The 16332-nt window shown below is 37.0% G+C and carries 14 protein-coding genes; 5 read left to right on the top strand and 9 right to left on the bottom strand.

Annotation, left to right across the window (positions count from 1 at the left end; all coding sequences use genetic code 11):
* Window positions 1-94 precede the first annotated feature (94 nt).
* Window positions 95-631: an alpha-ketoglutarate decarboxylase gene (locus tag IWC72_RS03205; RefSeq protein WP_194528792.1), complete on the top strand. Its 537-nt coding sequence runs from the start codon at window positions 95-97 to the stop codon at window positions 629-631.
* Here the strand turns inward: IWC72_RS03205 and IWC72_RS03210 are convergent.
* The 3 genes from IWC72_RS03210 to IWC72_RS03220 form a co-directional block, all read right to left on the bottom strand.
* On the bottom strand, window positions 628-981 hold the full coding sequence (locus tag IWC72_RS03210; protein WP_194524804.1) for a hypothetical protein: 354 nt from the start codon (window positions 979-981) through the stop codon (window positions 628-630). The genes IWC72_RS03205 and IWC72_RS03210 overlap by 4 nt on opposite strands.
* A 90-nt stretch (window positions 982-1071) precedes the next feature.
* Window positions 1072-2088 (bottom strand): UDP-glucose 4-epimerase GalE, encoded by a 1017-nt coding sequence (gene galE, locus IWC72_RS03215; RefSeq protein WP_194528793.1) that lies wholly within the window; start codon window positions 2086-2088, stop codon window positions 1072-1074.
* A gap of 89 nt (window positions 2089-2177) precedes the next feature.
* Window positions 2178-3332: a DegT/DnrJ/EryC1/StrS family aminotransferase gene (locus IWC72_RS03220; protein ID WP_194528794.1), complete on the bottom strand. Its 1155-nt coding sequence runs from the start codon at window positions 3330-3332 to the stop codon at window positions 2178-2180.
* Window positions 3333-3423: 91 nt separating this feature from the next.
* Here IWC72_RS03220 and IWC72_RS03225 point away from each other — a divergent pair, with 91 nt between their 5' ends.
* Window positions 3424-4659 (top strand): 3-deoxy-D-manno-octulosonic acid transferase, encoded by a 1236-nt coding sequence (locus IWC72_RS03225; RefSeq protein ID WP_194528795.1) that lies wholly within the window; start codon window positions 3424-3426, stop codon window positions 4657-4659.
* A gap of 451 nt (window positions 4660-5110) precedes the next feature.
* Here IWC72_RS03225 and IWC72_RS03230 read toward each other — a convergent pair whose 3' ends face one another.
* Together IWC72_RS03230 and IWC72_RS03235 are read right to left on the bottom strand one after the other, a co-directional pair.
* Window positions 5111-6454 (bottom strand): Gfo/Idh/MocA family protein, encoded by a 1344-nt coding sequence (locus IWC72_RS03230; RefSeq protein WP_194524808.1) that lies wholly within the window; start codon window positions 6452-6454, stop codon window positions 5111-5113.
* A gap of 9 nt (window positions 6455-6463) precedes the next feature.
* Entirely contained in the window at window positions 6464-7315 is an 852-nt protein-coding gene (locus IWC72_RS03235; RefSeq protein ID WP_194528796.1) for a sugar phosphate isomerase/epimerase family protein, read from the bottom strand.
* A gap of 362 nt (window positions 7316-7677) precedes the next feature.
* Here IWC72_RS03235 and IWC72_RS03240 point away from each other — a divergent pair, with 362 nt between their 5' ends.
* The gene (locus IWC72_RS03240; RefSeq protein ID WP_194528797.1) at window positions 7678-8889 is read left to right on the top strand and encodes a fumarylacetoacetate hydrolase family protein; all 1212 of its coding nucleotides are present in this window, start codon (window positions 7678-7680) and stop codon (window positions 8887-8889) included.
* On the opposite strand, the gene IWC72_RS03245 is transcribed toward IWC72_RS03240, so the two are convergent.
* The gene (locus IWC72_RS03245; RefSeq protein WP_194524811.1) at window positions 8863-9414 is read right to left on the bottom strand and encodes an RNA polymerase sigma factor; all 552 of its coding nucleotides are present in this window, start codon (window positions 9412-9414) and stop codon (window positions 8863-8865) included. The two genes, IWC72_RS03240 and IWC72_RS03245, sit on opposite strands and share 27 nt — an antisense overlap.
* Window positions 9415-9509: 95 nt before the next feature.
* On the opposite strand from IWC72_RS03245, the gene IWC72_RS03250 reads away from it, so the two are divergent.
* A complete protein-coding gene (locus tag IWC72_RS03250) occupies window positions 9510-10682 on the top strand; it encodes a FecR family protein (protein WP_194528798.1) in 1173 nt (390 codons plus the stop codon).
* A 57-nt stretch (window positions 10683-10739) separates the two neighbouring features.
* The gene (locus IWC72_RS03255) at window positions 10740-13697 is read left to right on the top strand and encodes a TonB-dependent receptor domain-containing protein (RefSeq protein ID WP_226979471.1); all 2958 of its coding nucleotides are present in this window, start codon (window positions 10740-10742) and stop codon (window positions 13695-13697) included.
* 159 nt (window positions 13698-13856) lie between these two features.
* Here IWC72_RS03255 and IWC72_RS03260 read toward each other — a convergent pair whose 3' ends face one another.
* The 3 genes from IWC72_RS03260 to IWC72_RS03270 form a co-directional block, all read right to left on the bottom strand.
* Entirely contained in the window at window positions 13857-14939 is a 1083-nt protein-coding gene (locus tag IWC72_RS03260) for an alkene reductase (RefSeq protein ID WP_194528799.1), read from the bottom strand.
* 11 nt (window positions 14940-14950) lie between these two features.
* Window positions 14951-15613: a peroxiredoxin-like family protein gene (locus IWC72_RS03265; RefSeq protein ID WP_194528800.1), complete on the bottom strand. Its 663-nt coding sequence runs from the start codon at window positions 15611-15613 to the stop codon at window positions 14951-14953.
* Window positions 15614-15706: 93 nt separating this feature from the next.
* Window positions 15707-16264: a TetR/AcrR family transcriptional regulator gene (locus tag IWC72_RS03270; protein WP_194524815.1), complete on the bottom strand. Its 558-nt coding sequence runs from the start codon at window positions 16262-16264 to the stop codon at window positions 15707-15709.
* Between the last annotated feature and the right edge of the window lie 68 nt (window positions 16265-16332).

A 16332-nucleotide genomic window follows, 5' to 3' on the forward strand; every position in this document is an offset into this window, starting at 1 on the left:
AGATTCTCTGTCATGCAAATAAATGGGTACAAAAATACAACATTTCCCATTTCTGGGGCGTATCTTAGTATGCAATATTGAAAAAATAAAGATAATGATTAAAAAACTTTCTTTGATCTCAAAAAAACTTTTTTTAGGGTTATTTCTTATACTTATTAGCATAAGTTGTTACGCACAAAACACTTCTAACACAACAGATTTCTGGAATAACGTACGATTTGGTGGTGGATTAGGTTTTGGACTAACAAATGGAGGTTTCAATGCATCCGTAGCTCCCAGTGCCATCTATCAATTTAACGAGCAATTTGCCAGTGGTGTCAGCCTTACTTTCAACTATGCCAAATATGACAATAATAAACGTTACGCCTACGGCGGAAGTATTCTTTCGCTTTACAACCCTATTCCTTTCTTACAGATTTCTGCAGAACTAGAACAATTACGCATCAACCAAACACTCTCTTTTAACAATTTGTCTACAATTGAGGATAATTACTGGTCTCCTGCGTTGTTCCTAGGCTTAGGATATACGGACCGAAATTTTACTGTTGGAATACGTTATGATGTGCTTTATGATGATGACAAGAGTATTTACGCCAATGCCTGGATGCCCTTTGTACGGGTATATTTTTAGGAGTATTTTTCTTTCAACCAGACTTTTTGCAACTCTCTTTTCAAGACTAAAAAAGTCACCTGATCAGCTACCTCTACTACATCTGTTACCTTAATTTCTTTGAACGCCCTTTCCGGAACATCTACAATGTAGAGCAAATTGAGGTATTCAGAAAAGCGCTCCATAATTAGACGGTAGATTTTCTCCCTTAAGACACTTATGAGTCCTTCGGGGAGAATATCTACCTCCAAATCTATATAAATATTAGCAAGACCAAAGTCTTTTATAATCTGAGCGACCAGCTTCTGATAAAGCTCTTTTTTCTCTGCATTGGCAAGTAAGTCCGTACTATCTGAAAAATTCAAAACCATAAATTATCTACGTTTCTGATTCAAAGTTGGTTTTGCTTTACAAAGAATTTAACAGCAACTTATTAGGCCACACAAAACAACCTATTACGACTATGCCCTAATTTTTTGTTCCCATTCCCATGCAGACTTCATTGCCTCATCTAACGTGTATTGAGATTTCCACCCTAATACTTCATTTGCTTTTGTAGTATCTGCGTAAGCCGAAACAATATCACCAGCCCTTCTATCCACTATTTTATAATTAAGTTTCTTACCCGAAACTTTTTCAAAACTGTGAATTACTTCAAGTACCGAGCTTCCTTTTCCTGTTCCTAGGTTAAAGATCTCGTAATTTTCTTTATTTTTACCCCCCAACAAACGCTGTAATGCCTGAACGTGAGCTTTCGCTAAATCTACCACGTAAATATAATCCCGAACACATGTACCATCTTCAGTAGGATAATCATCTCCAAACACTGATAATTGCTCTCGTAACCCAGCACCAGTCTGCGTAATAAAAGGCACAAGGTTCTGCGGCACACCAATTGGCAACTCACCAATATTACCACTAGGGTGCGCACCCATAGGGTTGAAATAACGCAATGCAATGGCGTTCATTTTATCATTTACAATACAAGTATCACGAATAATTTCCTCTCCCATTTGCTTGGTATTCCCATAAGGAGACTCCGCAGGCTTCACAGGTGCTTTTTCACTAATAGGCATTTCATCTGCTTGCCCATAAACCGTACAAGATGAACTAAAAATAAAGTTGGAGTTATCCTTTTTAGACAATTCTTTTAAGAGATAAACCAGTGTGCCCAAGTTGTTTTCATAATATAAAAGTGGTTTCTCTACACTTTCGCCAACCGCTTTTGAAGCCGCAAAATGAATAACTCCCTCTACGTCATGATGTCTTTTGAAAAAATCTTCAACCTTAGCTTTTTCTTTTAAATCTATTTTTTCAAAAAGAGGCATTTTACCCGTTATTGAAGAAATACCTTCCAGCACTTTCTCAGAGGAATTGGAGCAGTCATCAATTATTACCACCTCAAAACCTTCGTTTTGAAGTTCTACAACTGTATGTGAACCAATAAATCCTAGTCCGCCGGTCACTAATATTTTCATATTCTATTTTTTTCAAAAAACACTCTATCAAAAGTGAATTCAATATTATTTATAATTCAATCTTATACTTTACAAAAAGCAATGATAAATTAACCGTTCACAAAATCCAACACCGTTTTTGTGATAAAAGCAATTTGCTCGTCATCCAATTCCGTATGCATTGGCAATGAAATAACTTCTTTTATCAATTGGTTGGTTACGGGAAAATCAGCTTCATTATACCGCTTATCTACATATGCTTTCTGCTTGTGCAATGGAATTGGGTAATACACCCCACACGGAATGTCATTATCCGCTAAATGCTTTACCAATGCATCTCGTTTTCCGTTTGTAATCCGTAAAGTATATTGATGAAACACATGACAACTACAAGTATCGCAAATTTGATTTTCACATTTAACGGTCTTTGGAGTAATAATATGGGATTGCCCCTTAAGCGCTTCTGTATAACTTCTGGCCGCAGCTCTTCTGCTACCACAATAGCTATCTAACTTTGGCAATTTTGCCCTAAGCACCGCTGCCTGTATAGAATCTAATCTAGAATTTACACCTACCACATCGTGATGATATCTTTCATACATGCCGTGATTAACGACACCTCTTAACGTGTGCGCCAATTCATCATCATTAGTAAAAATCGCACCTCCATCTCCATACGCCCCTAAATTCTTAGACGGGAAAAAAGACGTAGCACCTACATGACCAATGGTGCCAGCTTTTTGCTTTCTACCATCGTCAAAAGTATAATCTGCTCCAATAGCTTGTGCATTATCTTCTATTACAAAAAGATTATGTTTTTCTGCAAGCTCCATAATAGCATCCATGTTGGCGCATTGACCAAACAAATGAACTGGAACGATTGCTTTAGTTTTAGGAGTGATCGCTTTTTCTACAGCGGCAATATCTATATTAAAAGAATCTGGCTCAACATCTACCAAGACGGGGGTTAATTGTAAAAGCGCAATAACCTCAACCGTAGCTGCAAACGTAAAATCTGCCGTGATAACCTCATCACCAGGCTGTAGACCTAAGCCCATCATTGCTATTTGTAGGGCATCTGTACCATTGGCACAAGGTATTACATGTTTTACACCCAAATACTCTTCCAACTCGGATTGAAACGACCGTACTTCTGGTCCGTTTATAAAAGCCGAAGTTTCTAAAATAGTAGCTATAGCTGAATTGACTTGTTCCTTTATTCCTTCGTACTGGCCGCCTAAGTCGACCATTTGAATTTTTTTCATCGTCATGAATTATATAAATCGAAACAAAAATACGAAACCATGCAGTACTATTTTATGTAAAGAAGCGTAATTTAGCGTAAAATATGAATCAGTGCATAGCATCTATAATGTGATTGTTCAGATTTCTTGGTTCTTCCTGAAAATTCTGGCTCTTTTCAATTCTAAATTAAAGTTGTTCGTAAATGGCCGCAAGCACTCCTTTTACTTGCTTGACAACGCTATTACCAAAGAAGACAGAACACTTTGGGTACATGCTGCATCTCTAGGTGAATACGAACAAGGACTTCCTATCATTGAGAGGCTGAAAAAAGAATATCCTACCCACAAAATTATACTTACCTTCTTTTCACCTTCTGGGTACGAGATAAAGAAAAATACATCTGCAGCAGACGTAGTGGTTTATTTACCAATGGATACAAAGAAAAATGCGGCACATTTTATAAAAACCGTACATCCTGATATTGCAATTTTTGTAAAATATGAGATTTGGCCCAATTACATGAAGGCACTTGAAAAACACAAAATTCCTGCCGTCTTAATCTCTGCCCTGTTCAAGAAAAATCAGATTTATTTTAAAGCCTACGGCGGATTTATGAGAAGAACGCTACGTAAATTTTCAAACTATTTTGTTCAGGACGAGAACTCAAAAGTACTATTGGAGTCCATAGGAATAAAGAATGTAGAAATAAGCGGAGACACCCGCCTGGACCGTGTTTCCGAAATTCTGGACCGAGACAACTCCCTTGATTTCATGGAGGTCTTTAAAAATGATAAGCTTTGTTTTGTAGCCGGAAGTACTTGGCCCGAAGATGAGGCTATCTTAATTGACCACATCAACAACGCTCCAAAAAACCTGAAGTATGTATTGGCGCCACACACCATTAAAAAGGATAAAATTTTAGGCCTTGCAGGCGCATTTACAAAAAAAACCACACTTTATTCAAAGATTGATAGTAACAACTTACGAGATTATGATGTGTTAATTATTGACAATATTGGGCTTTTGACCAAAATCTATAGTTATGCCAATATTGCTTATGTTGGCGGTGGGTTTTCTACAGGGCTACACAATACACTAGAACCCGCAGTATTTGGAATACCTGTAATTATAGGCCCCAATTATGATGGTTTTAAAGAGGCCGAAGATTTAGCAGAACTAAAAGGCATCTACCCCATAAAAGACCAATGGACCTTTGGAGAGCTTTTAAAAAAATTACTGGATAGCCCCGAGTTCAGAAAAAAAACCGGCGAAATTAATGCCGGCTACATTTCTAAAAATAAAGGTGCCAGCTTAGAAATCATGAACCACATTCGTGAACTCATTTAAACACCTCAATAAAACTTAATTCTATTTTAAGCAGACACACTCCAAACGCTTACTATTTGCCTAACTCAAGAATGGCACATTGCAATTATAAGATTTAGCACATATTAATCTGATAAACAAAATGTGATTCATCGTTTTTTTTGACACTTCAACTGATTAACATACTAAACATAAACAAGTTAAAGCAAATAATTCGCAATAATCTGCCTTTGTATTTATTAATTTCTTAAATTTAAAGAAATCTAATACTTATGGAACAAGAGCTAAATGCAGGAGTAAAAATGCTCAACGGATTTCTTCGAATTATGATTGCCTGTCTGGTATTTATTTTATTGGCAGTACCAGTAGCCCTCGTTTTAGATTTGATCGGAATCCTGTAGCATCCTAAAAAAATTAATTGACCAAACATAAAAAAGGCCCTCTAAGAGGGCCTTTTAGTTTTTAACAGAAACTACAACTTAGGCTCCCAGCCTTCTTCATATTCTCGTTTCCACCAATCTTTCATTATCTTATCATTATTAAGAACCTTACCTGTCTTTTGGTCAATTTTTAAGGTCTCGCCGGCATCTTGCGCCATGTTCCCTAAATGACAGAGCATAGTAGTAACACTAGCATCTTTAATATCTGAATTCAAGGATTTATCCTTACGAATAGCCTCAAAGAAGTTTCCAATGTGGTTCCAATCCAAATCTCCAGCACCTTGTGTGTTAACAGTAGCACTTTGCTGACCAGCTTCCTTCTCTTCTTTAATGATATTTCCGTTCAAATCAAATAATTTATAACCACCACGACTTAAAGTAATGATTCCTTCACTTCCATAAATGGTAGCTCCCCTACCTGGTTGCTTAGGTATAATTTTCCCACGGCTATGACCTGTCCATGTTATAAACTTATCACCCGGATATTTATAAGTTACTTGTTGGTTATCTACAAATTGCCAATCATCATCATACGCATATTTTCCTCCAAAAGAAGTAACACTCTCCGGCAAATCTACTCCAAGTGCCCATCTACATATATCTATTTCATGGGTACCATTGTTATGTACTTCTCCTGTACCCCATGTCTTAAACCAATGCCAATTATACGGATGTACATTATCTCTGTAATCTTCACGAGGTGCTGGTCCTTGCCATAAATCCCAGTCCAAGGTTTTTGGAACTTCAATTATACTACCCTTTCCTATAGACCCCCTGTTATTGGAATAATAGGCTTCGCCTTTATATACATCACCAATAATACCTTCACCTATCTCCTTTACTGCAAGCTTTGAAGTTTGGGCCGATCGCTGTTGGTTACCCATCTGCACTTTTTTACCATACTTCTTTTGAGCCTCTACCAACAGCTGGTTTTCATACGGATTATGGCTACAAGGCTTCTCTACATACACGTGCTTACCCGCTTGCAATGCCATTATAGCCATTGGCGCATGCCAATGCTCTGGCGTAGCAATAAAAACAGCATCTACTTTTTTATTTTTTAAAACTTTCCTAAAATCTTTTTCCACCTTAGGCACATAGCCAATGTTTTCTTTACACCAAATATTATGCTCTTCTAAAATAGTATCATCTACATCACAACTGAACAATACTTTGGCATTTGGGTCCTTGTGAATTGCCATAAAATGTGCTTTAGCCCTACTACGAACTCCAATTACAGCACAATTAATACGATCACTAGACCCTAAAATTCGCGAATAACTTTGGGCAGACATAGCATTTATACTTCCTCCAAAAGCCAAACCTGCAGCACCTACTGATGCTTTTTTAATAAAATTTCTTCTATCTGAACTCATTTCTACATTTTACAATGTTGCTAATATTCCTTTTACGTACCCTATTGACTCCATCATACCTGGTAACGGGTCATCCCCTTCTGCCTCATATTCCAAAGCCAAAGTTCCTTTATAATCTAATTTTGAAACTGTCTTTAGAAATGCAGGGAAATCAATGACACCACGACCAATTATACAGGTTTTCCCATCGTGCTCTGCAGCTGTTACATCCTTTAGATGAATATCAAAAACCCGATCAAAAAACTCGGTTACATCTTGAGAAGGGTCTCTCTTAATACGCTGGGTATGTCCAATATCTACGCAAAGGCCCATACGCCTATCCCTATCTTTTATTTTAACATAGGCGCTTTCTGCACTAGGAAATATTTTATCGCCAGGGCCGTGGTTATGAATAGCTAATTTAATATCGTATGCCTTCACCTTTTCCTCTACATAATCCAAAAGATCATGAGTAGGTACACCCACAATCATATCTAGTTCCGCCATTTTAGCATACTCAAAGGCTTGATCCACCTCTTCTTTACTTTTCATATAAATAACTCCAGCGCCATAGAAATCAACACCTTTCTCCTTACATTCCGCCACTGCACTTTTTATCGTGTGCGCACCCGAATCTAGCGGTAAATGCATGCTTTTAAAAGTAATCCGTTTTAAACCGCACCTTAGCGTCATATCTAAAGCCTTTTCTCTCGTAAACTCTCGCAGTGTATATGAGGCCACTCCAAGCTTCATATCGGATTTTAAAACATTTGTCTTCTCCCCTGTGGCAGCAGCATGTACCAAGCCAGGAAAAGTTAGCGCTCCAACTCCCAAAACTCCGGCAGATGTTCGCTTCAAAAAATTTCTTCTATTCGCTTTCATGAATTTGTTTTGTTTATCTCTTTGATTAAATTGGTTTTTGGTCTCATATGATAACACCGCCTAATCAGCATCTATTCTACTGTTTAAGTAGTCTTTATATTTTTATATTGAAAACTAGGTCCGGTTTATTTGAACAACACTGAACTCACTTTAACTATGCTTTTCCCGTCTTTAAGAATAATTCTTATTCAACACCCCAAGATTGCGAAAAAACTATATAAAGGCCACTAAATATATAACACTTTTAAATTTTCTGCAATGCAATAAGTAATACCTTAACATAACTACTCGTTTTTATGCAAAAATATAAACATCCAAAGTAGCTTATTTTACGTATTTTGAGTGACCACCAATATCACAAAATGAAATACATTGACTTGAACCACCTTATTCCCCAACTAGCGGAAACAGGTACATGGATAGGCAGGTGCACGGTACCTGCAAAAAAAGCATACAACGGTATAGCCGGACCACATGTAATATTGGCTAGAAAAGGAAACGTCTATGACCTTTCTGAGTATTATACCTCCACCAGTGAGTTAATAAACAGTAAAAATCCCGTTGCCAGTTTAAAAGCGTTAACCGAGTTACCCCAACTTGGAAGTCTAACAGAAATCTTGAAAAACTCCCTTTATTTCAATCGAAACCCTAAGCTTCCCTATTTTATTGCTCCAAATGATATTCAAGCCATAAAAGCGTGCGGAGTAACCTTTATTAAAAGTTTACTGGAACGCGTCATTGAAGAGAAAGCCAAAGGAGATGCTCATATTGCTAATGATATACGCCAAACTATCTATGATTCCCTTGGTAAAGATTTAAGCAAAGTAGTAGCGGGGTCTCCCGAGACTGAAAAACTAAAAAAAGAACTCCAAGAAAAAGGGTTGTGGTCCCAATATCTTGAAGTAGGCATTGGCAAAGATGCCGAAGTTTTCTCAAAAGCCCAGCCTCTTTCCGCTATTGGGTTTGGTGCTGAAGTGGGCGTTTTAAAAAGTTCTAAATGGAACAACCCTGAGCCAGAAATTGTTCTTGCCGTTTCTTCTTCAGGTAAAATTGTTGGTGCCACATTGGGCAACGATGTAAACCTTCGCGATTACGAAGGTAGGAGCGCCCTATTGCTGGGAGAAGCAAAAGACCAGAATGGATCATGCGCAATAGGGCCCATGTTTAGGTTGTTTGATGAGACTTTTTCCTTAGAGGATGTAAAAAACTGCGAAGTAGATTTTGCCATGCAGGGGAAAGATAACTTCTCCACCTCCGGAAGCAATAAAATGAAGGAAATAAGCCGAACCCCAGAAAATCTGGTAAATCAGGTGATTGGTAAAAACCATCAATACCCAGATGGATTGGTACTTTTCTTAGGTACTATGTTTGCTCCTACCGAGGATCGCAACAAAAAAGGATTAGGCTTTACGCATAAAAAAGGAGACCAAGTAAACATTTCATCCCCTCATTTAGGTACTCTCATAAATTGGGTAAATACGTGTGATAAAATTCCAAAATGGGAATTTGGAATTGGCGCTTTTACAAACTATGTTTTACAAAGAAACTCAAAGAAGACCCAAGCCCAATCCTAGAAAAATTGTAGCGTGTTGTCTTAAAAAATGAAGTGCTTTGGACATTTGGTTTTCTACAGTCTTTATAGAAATACCCATATCCAAAGCAATCTGTTTGTATTTCTTATTTTCAAACTTGTTCTGTACAAAAACCTCTTTACAACGTGGTGGTAATTGAGAGATAAGCACATTCAATTTTTCAATTTTCACATCAAGCCCTTCTCGTTCTAAAGCAGTATCGGCAATAACTTCCCATTTAATCTTATCCAGAGAATCAAAGTTTATTTTTTTGGTTCGAACGTGCTGTAAAAATTGATGATAACAGCATTTAAATAAATAACTTTTGACCGAGCCCTTTATGTGTAAATGAGCTCTTTTCTCCCAAAGGTTCACTAAAGCATCTTGAACAATATCTTCTGCTAAATACCGATTATCGCACATTTTAAAAATGTAATTACATAACCAATCATAGTATTCAGAAAACAAATACTGGTACGCCTGGGCATTGCCGCTCTGCATTTTTTCTACCAGTTTTCGCTCGTTCATTCTGTATAGTATTGCATCAAATTTAAATAAAAATCATTCATTCGTAGGGGTTTTTTGACAATTATGCATCATTAAGTTAAAAGGTGTAAGTATTTATGAATTACGATGAGCTAATTTCCAAATGGTTAAAAGGAAGCATTACTTCCGAAGAACGGGAACACCTAAACACCTGGGTATCTGAAAGTGATGCCAATTTAAATGCCTTTAAGAAGCAAATTAGGGAAGCTGAACAAGATAAGGCTGCATCTTTTGATTTTGAAAATGGTCTCTCTAGTTTCAACGCGAAAATTTCATCTAAAACACGAAAAAGGAAAAGACTTATTTTAGCTTTACCCTTTGCAGCTATAGTTGTAGGATTGGTATTTTTAGGCTTACAGATGACTGGACTGCTAGTTTCACCAAATAAATTAGAGCAAGCCCCTTCTGAAGCCACAACTGTTCAAAAATTACACAAAAACATAACTATTACTTTGGCAGATGGAAGCACTAAAACACTTAACAGTACCGGCAACGAGGTTTTAACTGATGCTCAAGGAAATATTATAGCAGACAAAAGTATTGACGAACTAAGTTTTAATACAAAGAATAGTCCCAAATCTACAAGCGTAGTATACAACGAAATTTACATACCACACGGGCAAACTTTTAAAATTAGACTATCAGACGGAACTTCCGTTTGGCTCAATGCAGGTTCTAAACTAAAGTTCCCTACAAGTTTTAATAATGATTCCTTAACTACAAGAACCGTTTTTCTTGAAGGCGAAGGCTTTTTTGATGTCACCAAAAATAAAAAGAAACCATTTTTGGTCGTAACCCAAGGTCTTGAAGTAAAAGTTCTGGGTACTCAATTCAATCTTTCCTCTTATCAAACTGATAAAAATGTCTCAACCACACTCGTAGAAGGGAAAGTGACCATATCAGAGTCTAACAAGCCAGATAACGAGATAGAATTAACACCGAACTTCCAGGCAAATTATAAAAAATCTGAGAACAATTTTAGCAAAGCAAAAGTAGATACAGCTCTCTACACTGCTTGGATGGAGAATAAATTAATAATTGACAACCTCAAATTTTCCGAAATTCTTGTAAAGCTAGAAAGAGCTCATCAGGTAAAATTTTTAAATAGAGCTCAACATTTAAACAATGAAGTCTTTAAAGGAGAATTTGACAATGAAAGCATAGAAGCCATATTGCATACCATTTCTCTGAGCACACCATTTAAATATACTATTAACCAAAACACAATTACAATAGAAAGCAAAAGCTAATTACAATTTTATATGAATAAGAACAACTAATTTTTAAAAACCTAATACTCAAAGATCATGAAAAAAACTCAAGAACACAGTGCCCAAGCTACTATGCGGCTAAAGCAAATAAACCTAAAAACCATGTTGAATTTACTTTCCGTATTCTTTCTTGTTTTTCAGGTAAGCGCAAATACTGCCTCTGAAAACAAAATAGAGCTGGACTATAAAAACACACCTCTAAAACAAATATTAAACGAGATAAAAACGCAAACCGATTACAGTTTTTTCTACAACACAAACGAGATAGACGACTCTAAAAAAATATCTTTCCATGCTAATGGTGAAATCATAGAACAGGTATTGACCAAACTTTCTGCTAAAGCATCCTTTGACTTTAAGATAAGTGGAAAGCAAATAGTACTAACAAAGAAATCCGAAACAACCGCATTGTCTCAAGAGCAAGAAATTCAAGGCACTGTAAAAGATGCTTCTGGCGAGCCACTTTCAGGAGCAAGTATCATTATAAAAGGTACCACTACCGGAGCTCAAACAGATTTTGATGGTAACTTCACCATAACTGCACCAGATAATTCCGCCATTCTAATAGTATCTTATATTGGCTATGAAACATTGGAAGTCGCCGTTGCCGGAAGAAGTTCTTTCAACATCACCTTAAAAGAGGCTGCTGCGCAACTAGATAATGTAGTTATTGTGGGTTCTAGAAATCCAAACAGAACCTCAACGGAAACCGCTACTGCCGTAGATGTAATTCCTATGGAAGATGTGGTTTCCAAAACGGGAAAAATTGAAGTAAATCAGTTGTTACAATACGCGGCACCATCTTTCAACGCAAATAAACAATCTGGTTCTGATGGGGCTGATCATATTGACCCTGCTTCTTTACGTGGCTTAGGACCTGACCAAACTTTGGTTTTGATTAACGGTAAAAGAAGACACCAATCTTCGCTTATTAACGTATTTGGTACGCGAGGTAGAGGTAATACTGGTACAGACCTTAATGCTATTCCTGCTTCCGCAATTAAAAGAATAGAAATTTTAAGGGATGGTGCTTCCGCACAATATGGTTCTGATGCCATTGCAGGTGTAATCAATATTGTATTAAAAGATAGAACGGATGAACTTTCTGGATCTATAAGCTACGGGGCTTACAATACAAATGCCAAAGGTGATTTCCCTGATGGTACTCCAAACACAGATGGTAATCGTTTAGATACCGATAGAGACGGGAACGCCATTGGTGATGACCAGAGTTTTGATGGTGGCTCTATAAAATTTGCTGCTAACTACGGGGTTAAGATTGGCGAAGAAGGCTATGCCAACTTCACTACAGAATATATTGCCAAAAACAAAATACTTAGACCTGGTTTTGACTTTAGAAGAGGCTTTGGAGAAGCTGCCATTGACGGTTTCAATTTCTTCGGAAACATGAGCATTCCTGTTTCAGATAAAACTGAAATTTATGCTTTTGGAGGAAGAAACTACAGAGATACAGATGCTTTTGCATTTACCCGTAACAACCCAACAGAACGTAACGTAGTAAGTATTTATCCAAATGCTTTTACACCTAGAATTACTTCTAATATTATTGACAATTCCGTTGCCGTTGGTGTGCGAACTGAAATGGATAATGGCTGGAACGTAGATATTAGTAATACTTACGGTAAAAACCTATTCCACTATTTCATTAAAGGCTCATTGAATGCCTCTCTTGAAGAAACATCTCCAACAGATTTTGATGCAGGTGGACACAGCCTTAGCCAAAACGTTACCAATCTTGATATTTCTAAATTTTATGAAGATATCATGTCCGGTATGAACTTAGCTTTTGGTGCGGAATACAAAACAGAAAATTTTGAGATTTTTGCAGGTGAAGCCACATCATACGGAACTTTTGATGTAGATGGTGCATTAATAACTAACCCAGCTACCCAAACGATACCTACGGATCCAATTACAGGCAACCAAAGACCTGGTGGCTCTCAAGGCTTTCCTGGATACAGCCCCGATAACGAAATAGACAGAAGCCGTAGTAATGTTTCTCTTTATGGTGATTTAGAATTGGACGTTACCGAAAAATTCTTAGTAAGTGGCGCCGCACGTTTTGAATATTTCAGTGATTTTGGTAGTACTACCAATGGAAAGTTAGCAGCAAGATACAAAGCAACTGAAAACTTCAATATTAGAGGTTCTGCAAGTTCTGGTTTTAGAGCTCCATCATTAGCTCAGATTTATTACAACCTTAAATTCACCAACTTTATTGGTGGTGTAGCTTCGGAATCTTTATTATCTCCCAATAACAGTCCGGTTACCGCATCGTTTGGAATTGGCCCTTTAAAAGAAGAAAAAGCATTTAATGCTGCATTAGGTTTCACGGCTAAAGCCGGTAATTTTACCGCAACAGTAGACGGGTATTATATTAATATCAAAGACCGTATTGTACTAACAGGAGATTTTCCTGCACCACAAATTCCAAATGTTAACTCCGCTCAATTTTTTGTAAACGGTGTGGACACTCAGACTTCTGGTTTAGATGTTATTTTATCATATAAAAACACGCTTTCTGAGGATAGCTCATTCAGTGCTACCTTCTTGGCCAATTTTAATGATATGAAAATCGATAACTTAAATAATGGAAGTTTAGATGAGAGCACGTTCTTTGGACCAAGAGATAAAGCTTTTTTATTGGCCTCTGCTCCAGACAGCAAACTAAATTTGAATCTTACTTATGATAAAAGTTGGTTTGATGCTGCGCTAAGCTTTACCCGTTTTAGCGAAATAGAATTGGTAGATTATGGTTTAGCAACCGATAGATATAGCGCCAAAACTGTGACCGATTTAAACTTTGGATTTGAACTTTCTGAAAGTTTAAAACTAAGTGTAGGCGGTAACAACTTATTTAATGTATATCCAGACCAACAAGATGCCGATTCAGATTCTGGCGGATATTGGGATGCCGTACAAATGGGCTTTGCAGGGTCTTATTACTATGCAAGACTTGCCTTTACTTTCTAAAAAAACACTTATTGTTTGATTTAGCTAAGTGTCAAAAGCTACTCGACCACATGTCGAGTAGCTTTTTTTATTTATATAAAAAAGTGCAAGCATTTTACGCTTGCACTTTATAAATGTAAACGGATTACCGTTTTTACTCTCAAACTTTTTTATTGCTAATTAGTTAGCTTTCTCTAGTGTAGGATAGGTTAAATAGCCTTCTTCACCAGAAGTATACATTGTTTCTTGATCTACTTCATTAAGGTCCGCTCCCTCTGCAATACGCTCAATTAGGTCAGGGTTTGAAATAAAAGGAAAACCTATTGACACTAAACTATCTTCGTTTTCAGAAACAATCTTTTCCGCACGCTCTAGGTCATAACCCAAACCGCCATTGTAAATTACAGTTCCGTTAAATGCTGCACCTAATTCTTGTAAATACCCTTCAGGAATTTTGGGCGACATGCCAGCCATATGCAAGTATGCTAAATTTAAACCGTTTAATTGCTCAACCAAATAGGCATAAGTTTCGCGCATGTCATCAAAAATAAGCATGTCGTTAAACTCGCTAAACGGAGAAATACGAATTCCGGTTTTATCGCTTCCAATAGCATTCGCAATTTTTGTTGCTATCTCAATTACAAAACGCGTTCTGTTTTCCACAGAGCCGCCATACTTATCTGTTCTTTGGTTAGCACCTGTGTTAATAAACTGCTCTGCCAAATACCCGTTTGCGGCATGAATTTCAATTCCATCAAAACCTGCTTCTATGGCATTTTTGGCCGCCTGTACAAACTCTTCTTCTGCTTGTTCAATTTCGGCAAGGGTCATTGCACGCGGCGTGGTGTGTGCTTTTGGGCCTTCGCTCGTAAAAATTTCGCCAGCAGCCTGTATTGCCGATGGCGCAAGAACTTCGCCACCTTCCGGTAAATTTAATTGGTGTGCAATACGCCCTGTATGCATAATTTGGAGGAATATTTTTCCGTCGTTGGCATGTACTGCATCGGTAGTTTTTTTCCAGCCAGCAGTTTGTTCATCAGAATAGGCTCCAGGAATGTTGGGGTAACCTAATCCGTTTATAGAAGGCGAAGTGGCTTCTGTAATAATTAGTCCGGCACTGGCACGTAAACCATAATAAGTTGCCATAATATCATTTGGAATATTGTCTATGGCACGAGAACGTGTCATAGGCGCCATAACCGCATGATTATTTAAACTAAGACTGTTGGACTTGAATGGAGATAATAGCTTTGAATTTTTCATTTTTTTAATTCTTATGATGGATTAGAGGAAAGGAATTTTGTTATTTCAGCTGGTTCTGCCCTATTACGGTAGTCAGCATCTAAAAAGGCAAAAGCAATTGTTCCATCCTCATTAATGATATAAGTAGCTGCCAAAGGAAGTTCGTTTGAAGTATCTCCATTATATTCTTCCATACCAAAAGCGGCATTGTAACTAGTTGCTACGTCATCTGTTAGTTTGTAAACAATGCCATATGCTTTAGCAATTTTGTTTCCTAGATCGCTCAGTACTTCAAATTCCAAATTGTGTTTTTCTGATGTACTCAAGGACTTGTCCGGCACTTCTGGGGTTAGAGCGATCAACGTTGCTCCGTTTGCTTTAAAATTGGGTAATTCTTGCTGAAGTTGACGCAAAGTTAAATTACAGAAAGGACACCATCCACCTCTGTACCAAGTCAAAATTACTTTCCCCTTTTTCAAGTAATCCTTTAATTCCACAGCACTTCCCAAGGCGTTATTCAAAGTGAAATTTGGTGCAGTATCACCTACATTTTTAGCGTTTTCTATAACTCCGCTATGCGCCACTGCATCAACACCCTCGTCATATGTTTTTATAATTGAAGCATCTGCATTAGCCTCAAAGTTGTTTTTTATCTCGTCTAGTTGCGCTTGTAAATTTTGTTCTTTTATTTTCATGTTTTTGTTTTTATAATTATTCTAGGTGTTACGTCCGTATTATTGCGGCTCAATCGTTTCTAAACAATCGGTTAGTTTTATATTAAAAAAAGGTTATATGTTCTTAAATACCATTTCTATATAGTTTTTAATATCTTCTTTAGAGCTCACTCTAGATGTTGTGGGTAGGGAATGTAAAGACAGGGAAATAAAGCTTGCCTCTTTTAACACTGTTTCTTCTGTTTTAGAAGAATCCATTTTCAGTTTTTTAATGATAATATCTTTTATGTCTTTTCGCTGTTCTACTTGATGCATTACTAGTTTATCATCACTACCTACAAATTCATTATGTGTATTGGTCATAAAACAACCTTTTTTCTCATCTTGAAACCATATGTCTAAAAAATTATAGAACATCTTTTTAATATCGTTTATGCCACCCTCCGAGTTTTTAAAGTCTAAATAAATGTCATTGGTTTTTTTATTATAAGCTTTTAAACATTCTACAAAAACACCATGTTTGTTACCAAAACTTGAGTAAATGGAAAACTTATTAATTCCCATTTCTTTCTCAAGCATTTGCATAGAAGTGCCGTTATAACCATTTCTCCAGAATACGGACATGGCTTTATCTACAACATCTTCTTCACAATATTTCTTTACTCGCGGCATTCCAATTCTTAATTACACGTCAAAACTAAACAATCGGTTAGTTATAAGGCAAGGTTTAACAAGCTTTT

The sequence above is a fragment of the Zobellia roscoffensis genome (assembly GCF_015330165.1).
Lineage (GTDB): Bacteria > Bacteroidota > Bacteroidia > Flavobacteriales > Flavobacteriaceae > Zobellia > Zobellia roscoffensis.